This window comes from Pseudovibrio sp. FO-BEG1 (genome assembly GCF_000236645.1).
Classification (GTDB): domain Bacteria; phylum Pseudomonadota; class Alphaproteobacteria; order Rhizobiales; family Stappiaceae; genus Pseudovibrio.
Map to the genome: position 1 here is coordinate 365,166 of NC_016642.1, position 24,287 is coordinate 389,452.

19 protein-coding genes are annotated in these 24,287 nt (G+C 52.4%); 10 read left to right on the forward strand and 9 right to left on the reverse strand.

The genetic code is table 11. The features are described from left to right. Window positions 1-200: 200 nt before the first annotated feature. On the forward strand, window positions 201-2,279 hold the full coding sequence (locus PSE_RS01780) for a TonB-dependent receptor domain-containing protein (protein ID WP_014283301.1): 2,079 nt from the start codon (window positions 201-203) through the stop codon (window positions 2,277-2,279). Between the two features lie 184 nt (window positions 2,280-2,463). Here the strand turns inward: PSE_RS01780 and PSE_RS01785 are convergent, their stop codons facing one another. Continuing rightward, on the reverse strand, window positions 2,464-3,282 hold the full coding sequence (locus tag PSE_RS01785) for a molybdopterin-synthase adenylyltransferase MoeB (protein ID WP_014283302.1): 819 nt from the start codon (window positions 3,280-3,282) through the stop codon (window positions 2,464-2,466). A gap of 16 nt (window positions 3,283-3,298) precedes the next feature. Next, window positions 3,299-4,384, reverse strand: coding sequence for a heat-inducible transcriptional repressor HrcA (gene hrcA / locus PSE_RS01790; protein WP_051125860.1), 1,086 nt, complete (start codon window positions 4,382-4,384; stop codon window positions 3,299-3,301). A gap of 191 nt (window positions 4,385-4,575) precedes the next feature. Between hrcA and rph the strand changes: the two genes are divergently transcribed. The 6 genes from rph (at window position 4,576) to PSE_RS01820 (ending at window position 10,515) form a co-directional block, all read left to right on the forward strand. Then, the gene (rph, locus tag PSE_RS01795; protein ID WP_014283304.1) at window positions 4,576-5,295 is read left to right on the forward strand and encodes a ribonuclease PH; all 720 of its coding nucleotides are present in this window, start codon (window positions 4,576-4,578) and stop codon (window positions 5,293-5,295) included. Beyond that, on the forward strand, window positions 5,295-5,936 hold the full coding sequence (gene rdgB, locus PSE_RS01800) for an RdgB/HAM1 family non-canonical purine NTP pyrophosphatase (RefSeq protein ID WP_014283305.1): 642 nt from the start codon (window positions 5,295-5,297) through the stop codon (window positions 5,934-5,936). Before rph ends, rdgB begins: the two co-directional genes overlap by 1 nt. An 81-nt stretch (window positions 5,937-6,017) precedes the next feature. Then, complete coding sequence (gene hemW, locus PSE_RS01805) at window positions 6,018-7,181, forward strand: radical SAM family heme chaperone HemW (protein ID WP_041767815.1); 1,164 nt, start codon at window positions 6,018-6,020, stop codon at window positions 7,179-7,181. A 373-nt stretch (window positions 7,182-7,554) separates the two neighbouring features. Next, window positions 7,555-9,075 (forward strand): polyhydroxyalkanoate depolymerase, encoded by a 1,521-nt coding sequence (gene phaZ / locus PSE_RS01810; protein WP_051125972.1) that lies wholly within the window; start codon window positions 7,555-7,557, stop codon window positions 9,073-9,075. Window positions 9,076-9,182: 107 nt separating this feature from the next. Beyond that, complete coding sequence (locus PSE_RS01815; RefSeq protein ID WP_041767818.1) at window positions 9,183-9,596, forward strand: DUF2852 domain-containing protein; 414 nt, start codon at window positions 9,183-9,185, stop codon at window positions 9,594-9,596. Between the two features lie 175 nt (window positions 9,597-9,771). Next, window positions 9,772-10,515 (forward strand): M48 family metallopeptidase, encoded by a 744-nt coding sequence (locus PSE_RS01820; protein WP_014283310.1) that lies wholly within the window; start codon window positions 9,772-9,774, stop codon window positions 10,513-10,515. A 2-nt stretch (window positions 10,516-10,517) separates the two neighbouring features. Here PSE_RS01820 and PSE_RS01825 read toward each other — a convergent pair whose 3' ends face one another. The 7 genes from PSE_RS01825 to rsmI all read right to left on the reverse strand — a co-directional run bounded on the left by PSE_RS01825 (window position 10,518) and on the right by rsmI (window position 20,818). Further along, window positions 10,518-12,500, reverse strand: coding sequence for a transglycosylase domain-containing protein (locus PSE_RS01825; RefSeq protein ID WP_014283311.1), 1,983 nt, complete (start codon window positions 12,498-12,500; stop codon window positions 10,518-10,520). A 699-nt stretch (window positions 12,501-13,199) separates the two neighbouring features. Then, window positions 13,200-14,141 (reverse strand): GNAT family N-acyltransferase, encoded by a 942-nt coding sequence (locus tag PSE_RS01830; protein ID WP_128647431.1) that lies wholly within the window; start codon window positions 14,139-14,141, stop codon window positions 13,200-13,202. 261 nt (window positions 14,142-14,402) lie between these two features. After that, a complete protein-coding gene (locus PSE_RS01835) occupies window positions 14,403-16,649 on the reverse strand; it encodes a PAS domain-containing hybrid sensor histidine kinase/response regulator (protein ID WP_208998066.1) in 2,247 nt (748 codons plus the stop codon). A gap of 64 nt (window positions 16,650-16,713) precedes the next feature. Beyond that, window positions 16,714-18,240, reverse strand: a complete 1,527-nt coding sequence (locus tag PSE_RS01840) for a YifB family Mg chelatase-like AAA ATPase (protein WP_041767819.1) — start codon at window positions 18,238-18,240, stop codon at window positions 16,714-16,716. A gap of 192 nt (window positions 18,241-18,432) precedes the next feature. Next, the gene (gene gshB / locus PSE_RS01845) at window positions 18,433-19,407 is read right to left on the reverse strand and encodes a glutathione synthase (RefSeq protein ID WP_083841535.1); all 975 of its coding nucleotides are present in this window, start codon (window positions 19,405-19,407) and stop codon (window positions 18,433-18,435) included. A 117-nt stretch (window positions 19,408-19,524) separates the two neighbouring features. Next, window positions 19,525-19,932: a YraN family protein gene (locus PSE_RS01850; protein WP_008550364.1), complete on the reverse strand. Its 408-nt coding sequence runs from the start codon at window positions 19,930-19,932 to the stop codon at window positions 19,525-19,527. After that, complete coding sequence (gene rsmI, locus PSE_RS01855) at window positions 19,898-20,818, reverse strand: 16S rRNA (cytidine(1402)-2'-O)-methyltransferase (protein WP_041767821.1); 921 nt, start codon at window positions 20,816-20,818, stop codon at window positions 19,898-19,900. Before rsmI ends, PSE_RS01850 begins: the two co-directional genes overlap by 35 nt. 356 nt (window positions 20,819-21,174) lie before the next feature. On the opposite strand from rsmI, the gene PSE_RS01860 reads away from it, so the two are divergent. The 3 genes from PSE_RS01860 to coaBC all read left to right on the forward strand — a co-directional run bounded on the left by PSE_RS01860 (window position 21,175) and on the right by coaBC (window position 24,274). After that, window positions 21,175-22,407 (forward strand): penicillin-binding protein activator, encoded by a 1,233-nt coding sequence (locus PSE_RS01860; RefSeq protein WP_051125862.1) that lies wholly within the window; start codon window positions 21,175-21,177, stop codon window positions 22,405-22,407. A 158-nt stretch (window positions 22,408-22,565) separates the two neighbouring features. Beyond that, the gene (locus PSE_RS01865) at window positions 22,566-22,931 is read left to right on the forward strand and encodes a hypothetical protein (protein ID WP_014283321.1); all 366 of its coding nucleotides are present in this window, start codon (window positions 22,566-22,568) and stop codon (window positions 22,929-22,931) included. A gap of 140 nt (window positions 22,932-23,071) precedes the next feature. Further along, a complete protein-coding gene (gene coaBC / locus PSE_RS01870) occupies window positions 23,072-24,274 on the forward strand; it encodes a bifunctional phosphopantothenoylcysteine decarboxylase/phosphopantothenate--cysteine ligase CoaBC (protein WP_014283322.1) in 1,203 nt (400 codons plus the stop codon). Window positions 24,275-24,287 lie beyond the last annotated feature (13 nt).

The window sequence follows — 24,287 nt, forward strand, 5'->3', positions numbered from 1 at the left end:
ACGTTTGAAAAGATGTGAGCAGGGCCTATTACATTTGCTCATTCAATCCCCAGCTAGGGAAAACCCCTCAATTAAAACTTGACTATTATACTCATATTTATAAAACACAGCTAGAAACAACGTTTGCAAAATGCAGACTCAAGCTAGCTAAAGCAGCGTCTCAGCCAGCCACTCCCATACAAATTCAGACTGAGGCGATCATGTCTAATTCGCGCTACTCCCGTGCGGCCCTTCTGGCCAGCACGACCCTCTCGCTCGCCCTGATTTCTGCAGCTGTTTCAGCGCAGGAAGCCACACAATCGGCTGAAATTGAGAGCCCAGCAACAATGTTGGATGAAATCATCGTAAATGCAGGCAAGGAGAAGGTGGCAATTGATACGCCGCAATCCGTGTCTGCTGTGGGTCAGGAAGAAATTGACGCTGCTCAGGCTTCAACGCTGGGTGAAATCATTGATGCTTTACCTGGCGTGTCTGTTACCAATCCTGATGCAACGTTCGGGCAAGGCTTCAATATTCGCGGCATTGGTGGCGCTTTTGCTGCAGATGAAAGCAGAATTATCATTCAGGTCGATGGCGTCAAAAAGTACTTTGAACAGTACCGGATGGGATCTCTCTTCACTGACCCCGAGCTGATGAAGCGAGTTGAGGTGCTTCGCGGCCCGGCTTCTTCTACTCTGTATGGTGCAGGAGCAATTGCTGGTGTGATCGCCCTTGAAACAAAGGATGCGAGTGATTTTCTTGCGGGTGATGACAAATATGCGGTTCGCGCCAAAACTTCTTGGGAATCCAATGGTAACTCACCACTTGCTTCTATCATTACGGCTGTGAAACCGACAGAGGATCTCGAGTTTCTGGCCAACTTTCAGTATCGTAAGTCCGGCAATTACGATGCTGCAAAAGGCAAGGAACTTGAGAACGGTGACATCACCTCGCTATCAGGCCTGGCGAAGTTGGGCTATACTTTTGGCACAAACCGAGATCAGAAGATTGAAGCCAGTTATCAGCGCCTGTATGCTGATGGTGAAAACCTGCCATACGATCAGCTCACCTACAGCGATGCCTTCGGTCTGACAGATCGCATCGTCGATGACCAAACTGCGGTACTTGCTTACGAGAACACCTTTTATGGCAATGACCTGTTAGATATCGAAGCTCAGATCTCTTATTCTGATACTGAAGTTGATCAAAAACATCCCGGAAATATCTATTTCGGTGACCGGGCAAAGTACAGCTACACGACGTGGCAGGCCAACCTGCAGAACACGTCTCGCTTTGATCTTTCAGAAAATATCGAAACTTACTTCACATATGGTGGTGAGTACTTGAACAGAGAGCGTCTGAACCCACGTTACAGATCAGGCGGTGTTGTTCAGCCGGGTTCAGGGTCTCACCCGGAAGGAAGAACCGAGCTTGCTGGCATATTCGGTCAAGCTGAGATCATCGTTGGAGAAAAGCTCACGCTGACACCAGGCATGCGCATTGACTATACGCGCCTTAAGCCAGGTGATGGTGTCGCCAGTGATGAAGAGCTGAAGAAGTTTGCATATTCACCAAAGATTGCAGCGCTTTATAAGGTCAATGATTGGTTTGGTGTATTCGGCTCAATCGCCCACACAGAACGCCTGCCGACCGTGGATGAAACATTCAGCAATGGCAACATTGTTGACGGTAAGCTGCAACATCTGGATTTGGAAAAATCCAATAACTTTGAAGCAGGCTTCACGTTCTCGTTTGATGATACGCTGCAGCAAGATGATGCGATCCGCTTTAAAGCAACAGGGTTCTACAACATTATTGAGAACCACATTTCTACGGTGTTTGATGGAACCTTTGCCCGGACAGTTATCACTGAAGAAGCACTCCTTCGCGGTTTGGAGCTGGAAGCAGCCTATGACTCTCCAAACTGGTACGGCAGCTTCGGCTCCACAATTACACGTGGTAATGATACCTCTGGCGATAAAGACAAGTATCTTGAAAGCGTTGCCGCAGATAACGGCTTCTTGCGCGTCGGTTACAAGTACCAGCCGTGGAGCTTGGATGCATCCTGGCGTGTAGATGTCTATGCTCCGCAAAATCGCACGGAAGATCCAAACAACAAAACTCCAGGATACGCTCTGCATCAGGCCAACTTGAGCTGGAAGCCTCAGGAAGGCGCATTTGCAGGTGCTGAAGTACGAGCAAGTGTGACAAACATCTTTGATAAGAAGTTCCAATCTCACTTGAGCTCATCTGAAGGCAAAGGCCGTTCCTTCAAGCTTAGCTTGGCGAAAACATTCTAAGCCTCTTTTCGGCGCGCTGTGAGTGCGGTGTGTCTGGCAATGCTGGTGAGACAGATTTGCCTGAATGAGGCCAGGCCCTTTGTGGCGGAGGGCTGGAGACGGCGGGGAAGCAATTCTCCGCCGCTTTCTTTTTACAGCGTATCGCTGAAAAGTGAGGGGCGCTTTAAGCCGTGATGAGAGCTATTTAGCCGTGCTCCGTTTCCAGCATCTCGGTCCAGGTCTTTGGATTGTCGCCGTTAAGTGGGTTTTTCTTGGCGCGTTTGTATTTGATGGTCTCAAAATGCATGCTCAGGGTATCAGCCAGCAACATGCGCCCGATCAGGCCTTCTCCAAACCCAACAATCTCTTTAATCACCTCAAGAGCCTGAAGCGTACCGACAAGCCCGGTCAAGGCACCCAACACACCTGCTTCAGTACAGGTTGGGATGGAACCAGCTTCAGGGCGTTTCGGGAAAAGGCAGCGGTAGGTTGGGTTAATGTAGTTGCCATCCTCATCCTGCACGAAGGGCTTCAGCAGCGTAACGGATCCGTCAAACTGGCCCACAGCAGCAGTAACTAAAGGCCGTCCAGCATAAAAACACGCATCTGAAACGAGGTAGCGGGTGGCAAAGTTATCAGAGCCATCAACGACGATATGGTAGTCATTGATGAGCGCCATGGCGTTTTGTCCGTTGATGCGGGTTGGATGCGGAACGACGCGCACATTCGGGTTCAGGCGAGCAATCGCTTCAGCAGCACTGGCAACCTTTGGCTCTCCCAGTTTCTCAGTATCATGGATGATCTGACGCTGAAGGTTGGAGAGGGACACAACATCATCATCAACAATGCCGATGGTGCCAACACCCGCCGCTGCAAGGTATTGCAGAACCGGAGCTCCAAGTCCCCCTGCTCCAATCACCAGAACACGCGCAGCTTTTAGTTTTTGTTGTCCTGGGCCGCCAACATCGCGCAGGACGATATGACGAGCGTAACGTTCCAGTTCAGAAGCTGTAAGGGAAAGCAAGTGGGACTCCAATAGTTTAGCCGAGCAGGCGGCTCACCAGTCGGGCTGTGTAATCCACCATGGGAATGACACGCGCATAGTTGAGACGAGTCGGCCCGATAACACCAAGAACGCCCACAACGCGCTGTTCACTATCGCGGTATGGGGAAACGATCAAGGAAGAACCGGAAAGCGAGAACAGCTTGTTTTCCGAGCCGATAAAAATACGTACGCCTTCACCGCCCTTGGCAAGATCCAGCAACCGGATCAGCTCGCTCTTGTTTTCAAGGTCATCAAATAACAGACGAATGCGCTCCAGATCTTCCTTCGCGCCCACGTTTTCCAGCAGGTTGGAGCGTCCCCGCACGATAAGCGTACCGGGATCATTCTTGTCTCCACCCCAAACAGCAACACCTGCATCCACCACCTTAGAGGTGAGTGTATCCAGCTCTGCCTGAAATTCGTTTCGCTGCCGAACAAGCTCAGATTGCGCCTCGGCAAGGGTACGGTTTCGGATGATGGAGTTCAGATAGTTAGAAGCTTCTGTCAGAGCAGAAGGCGGCAGGCCAGCGGGCAGATCAACAACGCGGTTTTCAACCGATCCATCCTCGCTCACCAGCACGACGAGCGCTTTCAGCGGCTCAATCTGCACAAACTCGATGTGGCGAAGCGTTGTGTCGGTCTTGTTAGAAAGAACAACTCCTGCCCCACGGCTAAGGCCAGAGAGCATCTGGCTGGCTTCCGTCAGCACCTGTTCCGGTGTTTTATCTCCACCCTTGGCCTTCACCTGAACAGCAATCTGCTGGCGTTCTTCCTTAGTCAGGTCACCCACTTCAAGGAAGCCATCCACGAACAGGCGCAATCCCGACTGTGTTGGCAGGCGGCCTGCGCTGGTATGCGGGGAATAGAGCAGTCCGTGATGCTCCAGGTCTGCCATCACGTTGCGAATGGAGGCCGGAGAAAGGGGCTGGGAAAGGCCGCGTGCAAGATTGCGGGAGCCAAGCGGTTCACCGGTATCAAGGTAGTTCTCGACGATACGCCTGAAGATCTCGCGGGAACGCTCATCAAGATCCTCAAGAGGGACAGAAGGAGGAACGCTCGTCACGGTATCGGTACTCCACATCAACAGCAGGTTTCGGGCAAAGGCCTCCTTCAATCCCTAGCACAGGACAATTGAACAGCCAAAACGCAATTTTAGCAGAAAATCAGCTCCCAAACCAAAACCAGCCTTTGCGCTTGCGGCAATCCGCAGCTAAAAGATCCGCAATACCATTTGTGAGATTATAGCTATTAAGCAACCCGAGGGAGCTTACCTTGAACCGTCCATCCAAACGTACACCTGAAGAAATGCGTCCAGTCAGCCTGGAGCGCGGTGTTGCAAAGCATGCCGAAGGCTCTTGCCTGATCAAATTCGGCGATACCCACGTTCTGTGTACAGCAAGTTTGGAAGAGCGCGTTCCGCCGTGGCTCCGTGGTCAGAACCGTGGCTGGGTTACTGCAGAGTACGGCATGCTGCCACGCGCAACACATGATCGTATGCGCCGCGAGTCCTCCGCAGGCAAGCAATCTGGCCGTACTCAGGAAATCCAGCGTCTCATCGGCCGCTCTCTGCGCGCTGTTGTTGATCTGGGTGCGCTGGGTGAGCGTCAGATCACTGTTGACTGCGATGTCATTCAGGCAGACGGCGGCACCCGCACCGCGTCTATCACCGGCGCATGGGTTGCTCTGCATGATTGCCTGAAGTGGATGGAAGCGCGCGACATGGTCAAGACCGATAAGGTTCTGAAAGACCACATCGCAGCGATCTCCTGCGGCATTTACGAAGGCACTCCGGTTGCTGATCTGGACTACGCAGAAGACTCTTCCGCTGACACAGATGCGAACTTCGTCATGACTGGCAAGGGCGGCATCGTTGAAATTCAGGGCACTGCTGAAGGTGAGCCATTCTCTGAAGAAGAACTCGGCCAGCTCATGAGCCTTGCAAAACAGTCCATTTCTAAACTGGTTGAGCTGCAGAAGCTGACGGTGCTCTAATGCAGGCAGAAACAACAGAAAGTCGCCGCCTGGAACCTGGCAAGCTCGTGCTTGCCAGCCACAACAAAGGCAAACTGCGCGAAATTCAGGACATGCTTGCCCCGCACGGCTTCGAGGTTCTCTCTGCTGGTGATCTGAACCTGCCAGAGCCGGTTGAAGATGGCGATACCTTCGAAGCAAACGCGGCAATCAAAGCTCTGGCTGCAGCAACGGTTACAGGCCTGCCAGCTCTTGCAGATGACAGCGGTTTTTGTGTAAACGGCCTGAACGGCGATCCGGGCATCTATTCCGCACGCTGGGCAGGACCGGGCAAAGACTTTGGTGTTGCCATGCAGTCTGTGCAGGACAAGCTGACAGAAACTGGCGCAACAGATCGCACCGCTTACTTCGTGGCTGTGCTGTGCATGGCTTGGCCGGATGGTCATACCCAGTTCTATCGCGGTGAAATCCACGGCGAGCTGGCCTGGCCACCACGCGGTCTGGAAGGTTTCGGCTACGATCCAATGTTCGTACCAGAAAGGTTCGACAGAACCTTCGGCGAAATGGACAAACAAGAAAAACACACAACGAAGGAAGGCGAGGCCCTGTCTCATCGCGCCCGCGCCTTTGTTAAGTTTCAGAAAGAGTGCTTGCCGGCGTAATGCGCGTTCCCGAAAAGTGGCTTCCGGTTTTCGGATAAGAACTCGTACAGAAAAATCTTTGGCAAGTGCAAAGGAAAAAGAATGACTGTGTCACCGGCTGGCGGCTTTGGGATTTACGTGCATTGGCCATTTTGTCTGGCAAAATGCCCGTATTGCGACTTCAACTCCCACGTACGCCATCAGCCGGTCTCACAGGAGCATTATGCCAAAGCTCTGGCAACAGAGCTGGCACGCTATGCGGAGATGGTGCCGGGCCGCACGGTCGACTCCATCTTCTTTGGCGGCGGCACGCCTTCTCTCATGGAGCCAAAAATCGTTGAGACCATTCTCAATGAGGTCGCCCGCCTCTGGCATCTGCCGGATACAGCTGAAATCTCCATGGAAGCCAATCCAACCAGTGTGGAAGCGACCCGCTTTGCAGGTTACAGATCCGCTGGTGTAAACCGCCTGTCCGTCGGTATTCAGGCGTTGGATGACAAGGAACTGAAGATCCTTGGACGTCAGCATTCTGTTTCGGAAGCGATTCAAGCCGTTGAAATTGCGCGCAAAACATTCCCGCGTATTTCATTTGACCTGATCTACGCCCGCCCAAACCAAACTTTGAAGGCATGGGAGCAGGAGCTCAATCGCGCCATCGATCTGGCAGCTGACCACCTGTCCATGTATCAGCTCACCATCGAAAGCGGCACCATGTTCCAGCGCCTCTACGCAGCTGGAAAACTGGAAATGCTGGACCCTGATCTGGCCGCAGACATGTTTGACCTGACACAGGAAATCACTGCTGCCCGCGGTTTGCCGGCCTACGAGGTGTCCAACCACGCCGCGCCTGATGCTCAGTGCCTGCATAACCTAATTTACTGGCGCTATGGTGACTATGTCGGCGTTGGTCCAGGTGCTCATGGTCGTTTGACGTTGGAGGACGGCACCAAACTGGCCACGTCCACCGAAAAGCATCCGGAAACATGGCTGGGGCTGGTTGAAACCAAAGGCCACGGCGCTATTTCTGAAGATAGACTTGTTCGTGATGAGCAAGGTGATGAGCTATTGCTGATGGGTATGCGATTGCATGAAGGCATCGACGTGCCCCGTTATGAACAGCTCTCTGGTCGTCAGTTTAATCCGCAACGCCTGCTCAACTTGCAGGAAAACGGAATGGTGGAATGGGTGAGCAACACCCGCCTGCGTGCAACGCAAACAGGCTTTCCTCTACTGAATGCCGTAATTGCTGAGCTAGCTTCCGATTAGCATTACCAAATAAATTTCATTAGCAATTTCAACTTAGTGAAATAATTGCATTCGAATTACTCGATTCGATTGGGGTATTATTTTACATATTGTGCAATGCAACATGGTCGGTTACACTTACAACCACTTTGGCAGCGGTGAAGAACCTATTGATCTTCAATGCAAGTTAAGGTTGGTTTGTATTTCTCCATGAGTCTATGTTGCTGAAAAGGTATAGGGCTGCCTATACTTTTGCGGTGCAGCACTTCGGGCTAAAGTGTATTCGTGCTGCGGAAATCAAAAAACTACATGAACGAGAGTTGGCTGAAGCGAACGTCTGGGGAGGAAACATTCTGTGCTGTTCTACCATTTGTATGAAATGAACCATGCAGCGATGTCCCCTGTCCGGGCTGCAGCGGATATGACACGGTTGTATTTTCAAAATCCGCTGAACCCGATGGCGCACACGCAAGTTGGCCGCACAGTCGCCGCATCCTGTGAGATGCTGGAACGTGTGACCCGCCGCTATGGCAAGCCGGAGTTTGAGCTTTACACCACGGTTGTTGATGGCGAAGAAGTCGACATCACTGAGGAAGTCATCTGGTCCAAACCGTTTTGTGACCTGCTGCACTTCAAGCGGGATCTGCCGAAAAGCAGAAAAGACGACCCGAAAATCCTGATCGTCTCCCCTATGTCCGGTCACTACGCGACACTGCTGCGTGGTACTGTTGAGGCTCTTCTGCCAAATCTGGATGTTTACATCACAGATTGGGAAGATGCCCGTCAGGTGCCTATAGCGGATGGCCGCTTCGATCTGGACGACTACATCGAATACATCATGCAAATGCTGCATTATCTGGGGCCAAACACGCACGTTCTTGCTGTGTGTCAGCCATCAGTCCCAGTATATGCTGCCGTCTCTTTGATGGAAGAAAATGGAGATAAATGCGCTCCGGCAACCATGACGCTGATGGGTGGTCCAATCGACACCCGCGAAGCGCCAACTGCCGTGAATGATCTGGCCGTCGAAAAGGGCATCGACTGGTTCAAGCGCAATGTCATCATGGAAGTACCCTTCCCGCACAAAGGGTTCACTCGCCAGGTTTATCCGGGCTTCTTGCAGCTCTCCGGCTTCATGAGCATGAATTTGGACCGCCACATGGTCGCTCACCGTGATTTCTTCCAGCACCTGATTGAAGGTGATGGCGACAGCGCTGAAAAGCACCGTGATTTTTATGATGAGTATCTTGCTGTCATGGATCTGACCTCTGAATTTTATCTTCAGACAGTCGAGACCGTCTTTATCGAACATTCTCTGCCTAAGGGCGAGATGATGCATCGTGGCAAGATGGTCGATCCGAAAAAGATCACCGGCACCGCACTCTTCACCGTTGAGGGTGAAAACGACGATATTTCCGGCGTTGGCCAAACGCAGGCCGCGCAAAAACTGGCCGAAAACATTCCGTCCAGTCGCCGCTTACACTACATCCAACCGGGTGTGGGTCACTACGGGGTCTTCAACGGTTCAAAGTACCGCTCCGAAATTGCACCGCGCATCGTAAAGTTCATTCAGGACAATCCGATAAATGTTCGTGCAGAGCAAGCCACTAAACGTGCTGCTAAAAAAGCGCTTCGCGATAACCCCTCTGAGAAGTTTGCGGGAGATCCTCTGCGCGAAATCCTGCTGGCTGAGCCAAAAGGTGCCGCCGACGATTTGCAGCTGATCAGCGGTGTTGGGCCGAAACTGGAGCGTGCGCTGAACGGCGCTGGCATATTCCATTACTGGCAGATTGCAAACCTGACAGAAGATCAGGCAGCCGCTTTGGATGACCGTCTGGACATCCGTGGCCGCATGGTTCGCGACAATTGGGTTGAGCAGGCGCGTCGCCTCAATGATTCAGTGCATTCTAATTGAATGTAAGTGAATATAACCAATCGTCTAATAAAATTTCATTCTATATCTTGAAAAGAAAATAGAACCACCCCATCTCAAGTCTGTTGATTTGAGAAGGGGTGATTTTAATGAATGTAAATGCAATAAAACCCTCCTGGAATCCTCTAAGTATTGCACTTATGGTTCTGGGATTCGTAGTTTTCTGGCCTCTTGGTCTTGCTATGCTTGCCTACATCTTGTGGGGCGACAACTTTAATGGCTGGAAGCGTGAAGCTAAATGCCAGTGGAATCGTAGCAATCTGAAAAATGCGATGGATAATATGCAAACTGCGACCCGCAGCGGTAACGCTGCTTTTGACGACTACCGTGAAAAAGAACTGAACCGCCTGGAAGAAGAGCGCAGAAAGCTCGACAGCATGCGTCAGGAATTCGATGATTACATGAACGACCTGCGTCGGGCTAAAGATCAGGAAGAATTCGACCGGTTCATGAGAAACCGTCACAACCGCCCAAGCGAACCTTCAGCAGGTGAAGCAATCTAATGGGTCTTAAAGGTTCATAACAAGCATCCGGTGCTCTGTCTTGGCAGGGCACCCTTTTCTGCGTTTGAACTGTGTTGCAAGACTTCAGCGCACTAAAGTAAATGGCACTGGTTGACTTTCAAATCACCCTTTTCTCTGTAATAACGAGAGCAATCAGTGCAATTTTTGAGGTGACATGGGGTTCTTTGCGACAAAGGTTTTACCGGAGTTTATTGAGGTGGATCTGGGCCATAAGTCCCTGCAGATCCGCCTGAAACGAAACTCAAGAGCAAAGCGCTACATCCTCAGAATTCCACCGGGAGACCCAACCCCGGTTATTACCGTCCCAGCCCGAGGCAACCTGAAAACAGCGCAGGACTTCGCCAATCGGCAAGTGGATTGGCTCAAGCAGCGATTAGGCTCCCGCCCGGACTCCATAAAGTTTGAAGAACATGCCCGTATCCCGATCAGAGGCGTGCTGCATACCCTGCGCTCCTCAGGCAAATTGCGCGGTCTGGCCCAGCTTGAAATGGAAGAGGAAACCGAAGAGCCGCTGCTGCTTCTGCCCGGTGAAACGCAAAGCTTCCACCGCAAAACCAAAGACTTCCTGCGTAAACTGGCCAAGGATGATATTGAAGGCCATGTACGGCACTTCACCAAACAGCTCGGCCGCAACTATCACAGCATCACACTACGAGACACCAAAAGCCGCTGGGGCTCATGCTCCCACGATGGCAAGCTGTCCTTCTCATGGCGCCTTGTGATGGCTCCGCCGGATATTCTGGAATACGTGGCGGCTCATGAGGTCGCCCATCTTGTAAAGCTGGATCATTCACCGGAGTTCTGGCGCATTTGTGAGGAACTGGCTCCTCACACCAAGCAAGCCCAACGCTGGCTCAAAGAGCACGGCTCGCAGCTACACTTGTACGGGCAAGAGTAACTCTACCCACCTCCGAATAGTCTTCCAAGAAGATCCAAAGGGCTGGCGCTGTTGTTGTTTTGCCGAGGTGGAGCAGTTGTAGCCTGCACAGCTGGCCGCGGCGGCTGTGGCTGCTGAGGAGCAGTCACAAAGGTTGGCTGACGCCGAGCAGGTGCTGTACCCGGCTTCTGCAATGGAGATGTCTCCGCAAGGTTGATCGGCACGCCCGGCAACCGTGCAATCGGAATGTTCTGATGCTGCGTTTCCATTATCCATGCCCAGATCTCTGCCGGTAGCGTCCCTCCACTCACCTTCTTCATCGGCTTGTTGTTGTCATTTCCAAGCCAGACAGCAGTGGTCAGTGAACTCGTGTAACCAATGAACCAGGCGTCTTTATAACCTTGAGTGGTACCGGTTTTGCCGCCAGCAGGACGCCCCGCCAACAATGCCCGCTTACCTGTGCCGCCATAAATGGTTTGCGCCATCATACTGTTGATTTCGCTGAGCTTATCACCCCGAACAACACGCCCTGTCCCATCACCAGAACGCCGGTAAAGCACTTCACCCTTCTCGTTGCGGATCTGCCGAACCACATGCGGAACCACACCATATCCGCCATTGGAAAATGGCACATAAGCTGCTGCAATCTCCAATGGAGTAACCTCAGAGGTACCTAGTGCAATCGATGGATTAGACTTCAAAGAGGAAGTAATGCCCAAGCGCCGCGCAGTTCGCGCCACATTTGCAGGCCCGACCTCATGTGCCAGTTTGGCAGCAACCGTATTGATGGAAAATGCCAGTGCCTGTGTCAGTGTCACATCACCATAATAGCGCTTGGTGTAGTTCTTCGGGGTCCAGCCGCGATACGTCACGCGCGCATCACGGCGAATGGTATTCGGCCCAAGCCCGCGTTCCAGCGCTGCCAGATAAACAAACGGCTTAAAGGCAGAGCCAGGCTGTCGGCGCGCATAAACCGCACGGTTGAACTGGCTCTTCCGATAATCAACCCCGCCTACCAGAGCGCGGATTGCACCACTGCGATTGAGCGTAACCACAGCCCCCTGGGTCACGTTAAACTCTTGGCGCGACTCCGCAATACGTGAGGTAAGCGCTGTTTCTGCCGCCTGCTGCATGTCCCAGTCTATCGTCGTGTCGACGATGATGTCTTCACCGATAGACCCCACATAGCCCGGCAAGAGCTCCATCACATAATCAGCAACATAATTGCCACTGCTGCTGTTGTGGCTGGTGACCACATGTGCCGGATTAAACAGGGCATTTTTCGCGTCATCTGCCGTGATGAAACCCGCGCTATGCATAGCGGCAATCACCACCTGCGCGCGCCCTTCAGCCAACTGCGCGTTACGCGTTGGAGCATACTTACTCGGTGCCTTCAGCAGTCCTGCAATGGTCGCAGCCTCGGCTAGATTGATCAGTCGTGCTGATTTACCAAAGTAAACCCGAGCCGCCGCATCGACACCATAAGCACCAGCGCCGAGATAAACTCGGTTCAGGTACATCTCCAGAATTTCTTCTTTGCTGTAGTTCCACTCCAGCCACAGTGCCATCACCACTTCTTGCATTTTACGCTGCATGGTGCGTTCTGGCTTCAAAAACAGGTTCTTAGCCAGCTGCTGTGTGAGAGTGGACCCACCCTGAACGGTTCGCCCGCTGGTGTAGTTCACAAATGCTGCACGGGCGAGACCAATTGGATCGATCCCAAAATGATACTTGAACCGCCGGTCTTCAATCGCCATCACAGCATCAGGCAAGTACTTCGGCAGTTGCTCCAGCCGAACGGCCTCCCCCCCCGTGTCTCCACGGTTTGCGATCAAAGTGCCATTTGCAGAAACAATGCGCACATTTGGTGGCCGCTGCGGCACAGCCCACTCCGAGGCTGGCGGCAAATGCGCCGCGTAATAAGCAAGAATACCGCCGACAACAACGATGCCCCAGATGCCAAGCACTACGCTCCAGTACATGCAGAAGCGCAGTGACTTCCACATAAACCGCCGGAACTTACTTTGGCCTTTGGGCTTTCCAGAGGATGTTGCGGCATCCAGTGCTGCTAATGTCTGCTGCTTCGCCTTTTGGCTCGGCTTCTTCGCAGGCCGCTTGGTGGCGGTGTTTTGTGTTTGTCGTGGCCTCAGCGTCGCAGGTTTTCTGCTCGGTGCTGAGGGAGATTGTGGTGTAGGACGTGGTCGCGGGGACGCCTGTTTGTTCGTAGCCGCAACCCTGTTTGGACGGCGGATGTAATCCTCGTCGTCTTCAGGCCGCAGTGCTACGCCTTGCAAACGAGGACGCTGTGATTGTGGGGGACGTTTAGGCTGACCGGCACCGGGTTGCTGAGGTGGTCTGCCGGAAGGGCGTTGCCCGGGGCGCACAGGCCTCCGTTTTCTGCCATTTCCATTTTGGCCAGTCGCCATAACTCCAAATCACCCCGATACTAATCACTTATCTCAGGCGATGGCGATCAGATAAGACCGAGCATGCCTGAACAAACACAGGCCACAGACTGCTTGGGAGGGAGACTGTAACCTGGATACAAAACACGAACGATTTTAGGGAAACAGGCTTAATTCTGCGTTAAACCATTCACGCGAATTGCGAGGATCAGTGACCAAAACTGCAGAGCGTATATCGATATTGACGCAAACAATAAGGGCGGAAACCCGCCCTTCATTGAATGGGACGCTTTTGAGAACCTAGCTGGAATAACGACTAGCATCCTCGCCATAGTAATTCACGTAACGCGAGTTCAGCTTGGAAACCGGCATAATAATCAGCACATCAGTCGTGCCAAACTGGTGGTCAATCACAGCACCATCACCGATAAAGGCACCAAGGCGCAGATAACCCTTGATGAGCGGCGGTAATGAACGCAGCGCAGCTCGTTGATCTACCTGATCTTTAGGAATGCGGTTCATGTCCACATACTGGTCAGGAAGTGCTGAAACTCGCCACTCTTCTGGAGCTCCGGCAAAATGATGCAGGAAGGAAAGCTGTTCTGCAAGCAGATCAGGATCGGTGCCCTCAATCGAAGCACAACCAATCATCACATCTACATTATGCATCAACACATAAGACCAGATGCCATGCCATAGCAGTTCAACGGTCTTCTTGGTGCGATAAGGCTTCAGAACACAGGAGCGACCAAGCTCCATGAAATTCAGGTCGCTGTGACGATCCAAGATGCCCTGAATATCAAACTCGCCAGCCGTATAGAAACCGCCGTTCAACTCAGCCAGTTCCTGACGGAGAAGGCGATATGTGCCAACAATCTGGGGCTTCAGTTTGGAGAACGGTTTATTACGAACCTGACTGTTGTGATCCACTACCAGCAAATGATCGCAGATCTCGTCGTAACTGTCGCGATCAAGGCGGCTCAGCTGTGTTTGAGCATCTGCAATCGCAGACATCTCTTCGTAAAACACTTCGTAGCGCAAACGCTGAGACATCTTGAGTTCTTTAGCGCCATTGGAAAGGCGAACTTCAAGCGGTCCAATCTTACCGAGGCTTTGTCCTGCCTCCGGCATTTTTCCCAGCATTGCCTGTGGGATCCACCGCGGCGCAGGTCGCCCTGCAAGCTTGTTCGGTGTGATTTTTCTTAGGACTTTCATCGGGGAAAGATGTCCAGATCCAGCCATACTATAAATATCTCATATTGCTTAGGTGTTTAAAAAACATTGCAATAATGAGAACGCCTTTCTGAATTTGCACCAATCGAGTAACCCATGTCAATTTTGGGTAGTCAATCTCTGATATAAGCTCGTTTTAGGACAGTTGAGTGACATAACACCAACATTTATCCGCTTAAGCGTGCCCATATCTGCTAAACCATGCTGTCACCACAGTTAACCTGAGTATAACAACCGCCTCTTGATATTGAACAGGCTAAATATACCAAGTTACCCCTTAGCATACCGCTTTAGCACAGCTTCGAGATCCTGCTTTTTTAGGGGTTTGCTCAAAAATCCATCTGCACCAGCTTTTAGGGCCTCTTCTTTTGCCTCCGGCATAACATCTGCTGAAACAACATAAATTGGAACCTGATCCGCAGAACTATCCTCTCTGCCTCTAATTTGGGAAATCGCTTCCAGTCCATCAAGGCCTGGCATGTGCAGATCCATCAGAACCACATCAAATGTTCCGGTTGTGCTGAGAGTGACAGCCCTATGCCCATCTTCAGCGAGCTCCGCGTGGTGCCCCAGTTTGCTTAGTAGCGCCTTGACCAGCATCCAGTTGATCGGATTGTCTTCTGCCACAAGAACATTGAGATGAGGCACGCGCTCTTGCGGTTCTGTCGTCTGCTTGATCTCCTCTGGAAGCGCACTGCTTTGCTCATCCGTTTCTTCAACTTCGAGACCAAGCGCAATGACGCGCAACAAAGATGCGCGGCGTACAGGACGTGTCAGGTAGCCAGAAAACTCGCCAGTTTTGATATCGGCAATGCGAGCTCGTTCCTGAGGTTTGATGAACACGATGATCTCAGGAGCATGAGTAGAATGCTGCTGGTAGAAGTCGCGAATACGCTCAACATACTCTTCGCCAACCAACAGGCGATCAAGCTGTGCTCTAAGCAGATTTGCTTCTAAATCTTCTGGATCAAGCACTCGGGTATGAACAAAACCGTTGCTGATCAGAGTTCTCTGAACCAGATCAACTTCAATATGATTACTGGTCAGGATTGCAATGTGCTCTGAATGTTCTTCAATAGCCTCATCGACAATCTGATCGAGTGGCATTTCAAGAAGGAACGTCGAACCACATCCGAGCTGACTTTGAACAGTCAGCGAGCTGCCCATCAACTCTGCAAGTCTCTTGGAAATCGCCAGTCCCAATCCGGCACCATCAAACTTGCGGTCGCGTCCATATTCACCTTGTTCAAACTCCCGGAAGATGCGCGCTGCAGTCACGTCATCCATTCCAGGGCCAGTGTCTTTTACTGCAAACTCCAAAATATGATTGCCAGCGGAATCCTGCGACACCTGCAAGACCAGTGAAACACCGCCCTGCTCCGTGAACTTGATTGCGTTGCCGACCAGATTGTAGAGCACCTGCTGAAGCCGTGCTGGATCGCTCTGGATCGTCTCCGGGACTTCCGGTGCGATGTAAGAACCGATCTGAAGCCCTTTGGCATGAGCCTTGGGAGACAACAGTTCCACCACACGCTCGATCAACGGCGTCAGTTCTATCGTTCCGGTCTCCAATTCCAGTTTTCCGGCCTCGATCTTTGAGTAATCAAGGACCTCATCAATCAGCATCAGAAGCGTTGAGCCAGATGTTCTGATAGCGTTGATGTAGTTCTGCTGCTCGGCAGTTGTTGAAGTGTCGTCAAGCAAATCGGCCATGCCCAGCACGCCATTGAGCGGCGTTCGGATTTCATGACTAACCATTGCGAGAAACCGAGATTTAGCTTCACTGGCATTTGCGGCATGGTCCCGGTCTGCACGTAGCTTTTGCTCTGCGTGTCGCCGGTCTGTCACATCCGTGAGGATCCATTGGATAATCGGAGCACCACCGCTGCCGTCACGAATGCTCAAACGCAGCAGCGAATACCAACGAGTACCGTGCTTCGTGCGCAAGGCAACATCTTCCGTTGTTCCTGCGGCGCTTTCTTCAAGTTCTGGCGTGAAGTCTTCTGCATATGGCAAGTGAATGGCTTTGCCCACTTCAATGCCAAATCCAGCAGGAAAGTTCCGCTTCCCAGCATCGTTGATGGAGAGCGCAAGACCGCTGCTGTCACAGCGGATAACAATAGCGCCCAGCGCATCCAGAATGGAACGGTGCCGATCATCGGCTTCACGCAACTGCCAATCCGCATCACTTGCCAGTTCAGAAGGATCTTCCAGCTGCTCCACCTCACTTTGGATTTGGGCAGCTTTCCAGCTTTGTGCAATCACATCACTGGCAGGAAAACGGCGGAACAGAACAGCGCCGGCACCAAAGGCAAGCAGCACCACATAAAGGCTTTGCGCAGAGCGCCAATCCGTCAGAAGCAGCGCGATTGCAAGACAAACAACGCCAACGAAGATGGAAAGGCTCTTGAGAATAAACGAGGACTGCTCTGAGACTTCTGTTTGCTTGATAAGAGACACGCGAGCCTGAGTAACAACGTGGGTGCTCTCCTCGGTTTTTAGTCTCCGCTTCAACACTGCTTTTGCTCCAGCCGAATTATTTCGGAAAATCAGTAAAATTCAATTGGTAGGATATAACAGATTATGCTGCCGCCAAATAGGCCGAAGAGCGCTTGAAACTCAGCGCTTCAGCTAGGTGAATCCTTTGCACCTTATCCGAGCCATCCATATCTGCGATTGTGCGAGAGAGTTTTAAAACGCGATGATAGCCTCTCGCAGACAGTCCAAACTGAATGGAAGCCTGCTCAATCAACTCCTTACTGCCATTATCAAGTGCAACAATCTGTTCGATGATCCGTGCACTTGCATGAGCGTTTACCGTTATGTCCAGTCCCAGCGATGCATAACGTGCCTGCTGAATTGCTCGCGCTCTTGCCACGCGCTGGCCCACAGTCTCGGAGCTTTCCGAAGTTGTTGGACTGATCAGGTCCTTTGCTGAAACTGCTGGCACGTGCAGCTGCAAATCCATGCGGTCAAGGAAAGGTCCAGATACGCGTGACTGATAGGAACTGGCGCATTTATCTCCTCGTCGGCAGGTATGCCCGGGCTCGCCAGCATAACCGCAACGACATGGATTCATTGCTGCAACCACCTGAACTTTAGATGGGTAGCTGACGCGGTAGTTAGCGCGCACTATCGTTGCCACTCCGTTCTCGATTGGTTGCCGAAGGCTATCCAGAACGGAGCTGTCAAACTCCGGCAGCTCATCCAAAAACAGAACGCCGTTGTGAGCCAACGAGACTTCACCGGGCTTGGCTTTTATCCCTCCACCCACCAGAGAAGCCATGGAAGCTGAATGATGTGGGGCTCTGAAAGGGCGTTGATTGCTTAAAGCGCCATCTTCCAGCTCTCCTGAAATCGAAGCGATCATAGAAACTTCCAGCAGCTCACGAGCAGAAAGCGGTGGGAGCAACGAAGGCAATCTACTGGCCAATAAGGTTTTCCCGGAACCTGGGGGCCCAACCATCAGCAAGTTATGAGAGCCTGCGGCAGCAATCTCCAAAGCACGTTTTGCAGTCTCTTGCCCACGAATATCTGCAAGGTCCAAAGAACCAGCGGCAAGTGGTGAACTGCGCGGTTTCGGATCGGATAGTGTAATCTCCCCTTTGAGAGCACGATAAAGCTGAACCAGTGAGTTTGCTGCGATGATCTTCAGGTTTTCATCGGCCCATGCAGCCTCTGATCCGCAACTTGCCGGACAAATCAATCCCTTCTCATTGGCAACAGCTGCGATTGCGGCTGGCAGAGCCCCGTTGACGTGGGAGATACTGCCATCCAGCGCAAGTTCGCCAATAACAACAAAGCCTTCTACCGCCTCAGCAGGCAGAGCTCCCATGGCCACCAGAAGTCCCAGAGCAATCGGCAGGTCGTAGTGGGAGCCTTCCTTGGGAAGGTCTGCCGGCGCAAGGTTCACCGTCACGCGCTTGGCTGGTAGCGCCAATCCCGAGGCAATGAGTGCGGAGCGTACCCGTTCCTTGCTTTCTGCAATTGCTTTATCTGGCAGTCCAACGAGAGTGAAGTAGACAGAGCCGGGGCTGATCTGCACCTGCACATCAACATTGGCAGCATCGACGCCCTGAAAGGAAACGGTAGAGATGCGAGAAAACACCAGACACTCCTGCAGCCACAATTTATCAGAATTGCAGTAATTAAGCAGGAACGAAGGGGAAACACACAAGCCTTGAATACTCAGAAATACGAAAGCTTCCTTTAAAAGCTTCAGGTAATTTCTTGAGTTAAAGAAACGGCTGATCCAATAAAAATGAAAAGGCCCTGTCGTGAAACAGAGCCTTGATCTTGTTTAGCTTTCCAGCTTTCTTTCCAGCACATCCCAAACCCGGGCCGCTACATCAGGGCCGCCAAGTTTCTGAATGGCGCGAATACCCGTCGGTGCTGTCACGTTGATCTCGGTGAGGTTTCCGTCAATCACGTCGATACCAACGAGGATGAGGCCCTGCTCCTTCAGCGTTGGCCCAAGGCGAGCACAGATTTCTCTTTCTCGCTCTGTCAGATCGCTGTCCTTCGGAGAGCCACCACGAACCATATTGGAGCGCAGATCGCCTTCAGCAGGCACACGGTTCACTGCACCTGCAAACTCACCATCCACCAGCAGAATGCGCTTATCACCGTGCTTTACATTTGGCAGGAATTTCTGAATGACCCATGGCTCGCGGAAAGTCACGGAGAAGAAATCGTAGAGGGACCCATAGTTCAGATCGTCTTGTGTCACGCGGAACACCGCAGCACCGCCATGGCCAAACAGCGGTTTCATGACGATATCGCCATGTTCTTCGCGGAATGCATCGATTTCTTCGCGATCATGGGTGATCAGTGTTGGCGGCATCAGATCAGCGAACTGGGTCACAAACAGCTTTTCAGGCGCATTGCGCACGGAAATCGGATCGTTCACCACAAGCGTTGTCTTCGAGAGCTTCTCGAGAATGTGGGTTGCTGCAATGTAAGCCAGATCGAACGGAGGATCCTGACGCATCAGCACCACGTCCATTTCGGACATATCAACGCGCTGTGGTTCACCAAAGCTGAAGTGGTTGCCAGCTTCATCGCGCACCGTCACTGGTTCAACGCGGCACATCACCTTTTCACCCCAAAGCGCCAGCCGCTCCGGAGTGTAATGATACAGTTCGTAACCACGATCCTGCGCTTCCAGCATCAGGGCAAAAGCACTGTCGCCTGCAATGTTGATGGTGGAGATGTGGTCCATCTGAACCGCGACTTTAAGCGGCCGCTTGGCACCAGAAGTAGCTGCTTGGGGCATAGGCACTCCTAAAATAACGCAGGGGTAGAAATCCACGTAAATAATAATGGATGTTAGCCGCAGATATGTGGGTCAGAAAGCAATTTGTCTACATTTTTGCGATAAAATATTTGTTTCCTAAAAAATTTCAGCTTCGAAAAGATTAGGAAAATGCTGGGCTTCCCCGTGCTTTGGCAGAATAACCGCATCAAATCTCAAGGTTTTTCCCACCACTTCATGGTGGTGAGAAACCCATTCCCGCGCGGCATTGGCGATCCGTCGTTGAGAGCGTTGCGTGATTGCATATAAGCCATCATCCACACCCCGCCGTGCCTTCACCTCCACAAACACGATTGTCTGGTCCTGTTCGGCAATCAGATCTATCTCGCCCTGCTTGGTTTTGTAGCGTCTTTCCAGAATCTGCCAGCCCGCCTGACGAAGCAGCATCTCGGCCTTCAGCTCCGCTTGTAGCCCTTTGCGGTAAGCCGCTTGCTTCTTGAGAAGATTGCTCTTAGTCGCTCTCGGTGTCTTCTGCGGATCCTGCATTTTTCAGCTCCATCGCACGGGCATAAATCGTTTTTCGATCCACCCCGGTTGCTTTGGAGACTTTCTTCGCCGCTGCGCTCACTGGCATTTCTTTCAATGCCTCCAGCAGCAGCGCGTCTGCATCAACCTCGGTCAGTTCCTGCTCTTCAGGTGGTGAGACAAGGATAACAATTTCTCCCTTGGGGCGATCCCCCGAGAAGAAATCACTCAGTTCTGCAAGGGTTCCTCGCTGAAAGGTCTCAAATCGCTTAGTCAGCTCTCGTGCCACAACGGCCTGTCGCTTCCCGAGAATTTCATTCATGTCAGCAAGCGATGCCCCAACTCTGTGTGGGCTTTCATAAAACACCAGCGTTGCCGGAATATCCTTCAGCTCCTCAAGACGCTTCTTTCTGCCGTGGGTCTTGTTTGGCAAAAAACCGGCGAACAAAATCGTATCAGACGGGAGACCGGCGCCAACCAGACCACTTAGCATGGCAGAGGCACCAGGGATGGGAATTACTTTGTGCCCCTGCTCAACCACGTCACCCACAAGACGGAAGCCCGGATCAGAGATTAATGGTGTCCCGGCATCAGAAACCAGAGCCACCGCACGGCCCGCCTCAAGCGCTTCCATAATCTTCGGACGCTGCTTCTGGGCGTTGTGCTCGTGATAAGTCATCATCTGCGTGCGGATGCCGTAACGTTGCAGCAAAACACCCGTCACACGGGTATCTTCACAGGCAATAAGATCGCAGGCTGCAAGGGTTTCCAGCGCGCGAATGGTGATGTCTTGCAGATTGCCTATTGGCGTCGAGACGATGTGCAGGCCCGGTTCAATCCGTTTAGCGTTCAGCGAATGCTCGCCTATGTAGTATTTCCGCTCAGATGCAGCTTCGGAATGATCCATGGTCGCCTCATGAAAGCTCCAGAATGGAGCAAGTTTTGCACAGTAGAGAGTGCACATCTAACCAACAAACCGCAAAATGACTAATTACAACGGGGAGTTTTTGACAGAATCCTTAAAAAAATCGCGGATTTCCTTGGGTTGAGGCTGTATTAACTGCGGTGGATCTGTAGAAATAAACCAAATGACAGCCTCTCCCCGAAAAGTGGGAACCGGTTTTTGGATAGGGACGGCGCAAAACAATCGATTAGAGCTGAGTGCATGCGGGCATGTCGCCAACTCTAAATGTAAATTGCCGGATTTCATTCCTTGTTAAACGAAGGATTGATTTTACGGCCTTCGGAATAGATGGGGCATCCATGAGCTTAGGATCAGCCACACTGCGTGGAATGAGCTTCCGCAAACTTGTGACAGGGGCTGCACTTGGCATCTCGGTCCTGTTGGCTGGCTGTGTTAATTCACCTAACTTCTCATCGGTGAACACTCCTCTTCAGCCTGATTTAAACCCGAACGGGCAGCCGCAATTGGTCTCTGGTCGTGCTATCGGCAACGGTTCAGTACGTGTTGGTTTGCTTCTGCCGTACTCAGGCGAAGGCCAGTCCGCTGCTTCTGTGGCAACCCTCTTTGAAAATTCTGCCAAGCTGGCACTAGAAGATTTTCAGGGCGCTGACATTCAGCTCCTCGTAAAAGACACCGGCGGCACCGCTGAAGGCGCAAGCATCGCGGCACAGCAGGCAATCAGCGAAGGTGCTGAGCTGCTGATCGGCCCTGTCTTCGCGCCAGCTGTTCAGGGTGCAACAGCAGTTGCACGTCGTTCTGGTGTTCCAATCGTTGCATTCTCCTCTGATACCAACGCAGCCAAGCCGGGTACATATCTGCTCAGCTATCTGCCGGTTTCTGACGTAAACCGCATCGTTTCTTACGCAGCAGAGCAGGAACGTCGCTCCTACTCAGCCTTGCTTCCAAACAATGCCTACGGAGCAGTTGCTGAAGCAGCCTTCCGTCAGGCAGTTGGGCAAACGAATGGCCGCATCATCACCATTGAGCGCTACATTCCAGGCAATGCGGAAGATATTCGTGCCCGCGTTGCCAGCCTGAGCCGCTCCATTTCTCAGGTGGACACTCTGTTTGTGCCTGAAGGTGGCGGTGTTCCTCCGTTCGTGGTGCAGGTGATGACCGAGATGGGCGCCAACCTTGGCGAAGTGAAGATGATCGGCAGTGGTCAGTGGAACACGCCAGAAATCCTTCAGTCTCCAGTCATGGTCGGCAGCTGGTTCCCGGGTCCGGATAACCAGAGCTTCGAGCGTCTCGCAACCCGTTACCGCGAAACCTATGGTTCTCAGCCACCGCGCAATGCGTCGCTGGCATATGATGCAACCATTCTGGCCGCTGGGCTGGTGCGTTCCGCTGGGCCAGATCGCTTCTCTGACCGTGTGTTGACCAACCGTGATGGCTTCCTTGGCATTGATGGCATCTTCCGCTTCCAGCAGGATGGCCTGAACAATCGGGGTTTGGCTGTTTACGCTGTGACCGGCAAACGCGAAGCTGAGCCAATTGCTCCGGCACCGCGCAGCTTTGCAGGCCAGTTCTAAGCCTCGCAAAATCTGATGTTAAAGAGCCTCGCTCATCAGAGCGGGGCTTTTTTTATTGGCATTTTCAGATCCTTCTAATTGTGCTGGTCCTGTTGGCCCTACGGTGATTACTCTGGCTTAGGCTGGTTTTGTCTCATGCCGAACAAGGGCACACAGCGATGCAGGAACTACGCTTTCACCATGTTGGCATCCCAACCAGCGAAAAGCTGCCGGAAGCGGACCACAATGAAAAATTGAAGCTGACAGCCACCGGCTATTTTGATGGCCCCTACGCCATCGAGTGGATGAACTTTGACGATGACAATCCCCTTCCCGATGTAATCAAAACAACGCCCCACGTTGCCTATGTGGTTGATGACCTGCATGAAGCCCTGAAGGGCAAAAACGTTATTCTGCCCCCGCAAAGCCCGGCAGAGGGTGTCTGGGTTGCCTTCATTCAAGACGGTCGAAACCTCATTGAACTGATGCAATTTTACAGGCCCGAACAGGAAATCTGGCCCCATCCGGATAAGTTCAGGCTCTGATCCCGGATCTGCGCCACCGCGATTTACCCAATGGGACGAATAGCCTTTAGGAAACTAATGAAATCCGTAGGGAAAACGGATAGAACTAGCTCAGGAAATGAGTTGGTGGGTCTACGCCCGCGCAAAAGGTGGTTTTAATAATGCTTTCAGACAAGCGTATTCTTCTCATCATCACAGGCGGAATTGCGGCCTATAAATCGCTGGATCTGATCCGCCGCCTTCAGGAGCGTGGCGCAAAGGTTCGTGCGGTTCTCACCAATGGCGGCTCTCAGTTCATCACACCTCTCGCAGTTGGCGCCTTGACCGGCGACACCGTGTTCACCGAACTGTTTGATCGCGAAGCGGAGCATGATGTGGGCCACATTCGCCTTTCTCGCGAAGCTGACCTCGTCGTTGTTGCTCCTGCCACTGCAAACATCATGGCCAAGATGGCTCACGGACTGGCAGATGATTTGGCATCCTGTGTGCTTTTGGCAAACGACAAGCCGGTTCTCGTTGCTCCTGCCATGAACTCCAAAATGTGGAGCCACCCGGCAACCCAGCGAAACGTGGCACAACTGAAAGCTGATGGCCTTCACTTCGTTGGACCGAACGCGGGCGAAATGGCGGAAAAAGGCGAGGCTGGCTATGGCCGCATGTCAGAGCCGCTGGAAATTGTAGCTGCGATTGAAGACCTCCTTTCTCCCAAATCCCTGCCTTTGAAGGGTAAGCGTATCGTCATCACCGCTGGCCCAACGCATGAGCCCATTGATCCGGTACGTTACATTGCCAACCGCTCCTCCGGCAAACAAGGCTACGCCATTGCCGAAGCCGCTGCCGAAGCCGGGGCACAGGTGACACTGGTTTCCGGGCCTACAATTCTGGCGGACCCGAAGGGCGTGGAAACCATCCGCGTTGAATCCGCAAACGCCATGCTGGCCGCTGTAGAATGCGCCCTCCCCGCTGACATCGCGATTATGGCAGCTGCCGTTGCTGACTGGCGCGTGGCACATGACAGCAACCAGAAAATAAAGAAGGACGGCAGCGGATTACCACCAGCGCTCAACCTGGTTGAAAATCCGGATATCCTGAAAACAGTAGGTCACCTACAAGACAAACGCCCGAAACTGGTTGTTGGTTTTGCTGCCGAAACAAATGATCTCATCGCCAACGCGCGCGGAAAGCTAGAGCGTAAAGGCGCAGATATGATTGTAGCAAACGATGTCAGCCCCGAGAATAATGTGATGGGTGGTGACAACAATACGGTGCGGCTTGTGACACATGGCGGCGTCGAGGATTGGCCGAAAATGGGTAAGGACGAAGTGGCCCGCCAGCTCGTCCAGAAAATCGCAGAGCTTTCCTGAGAGCCCTGCGACT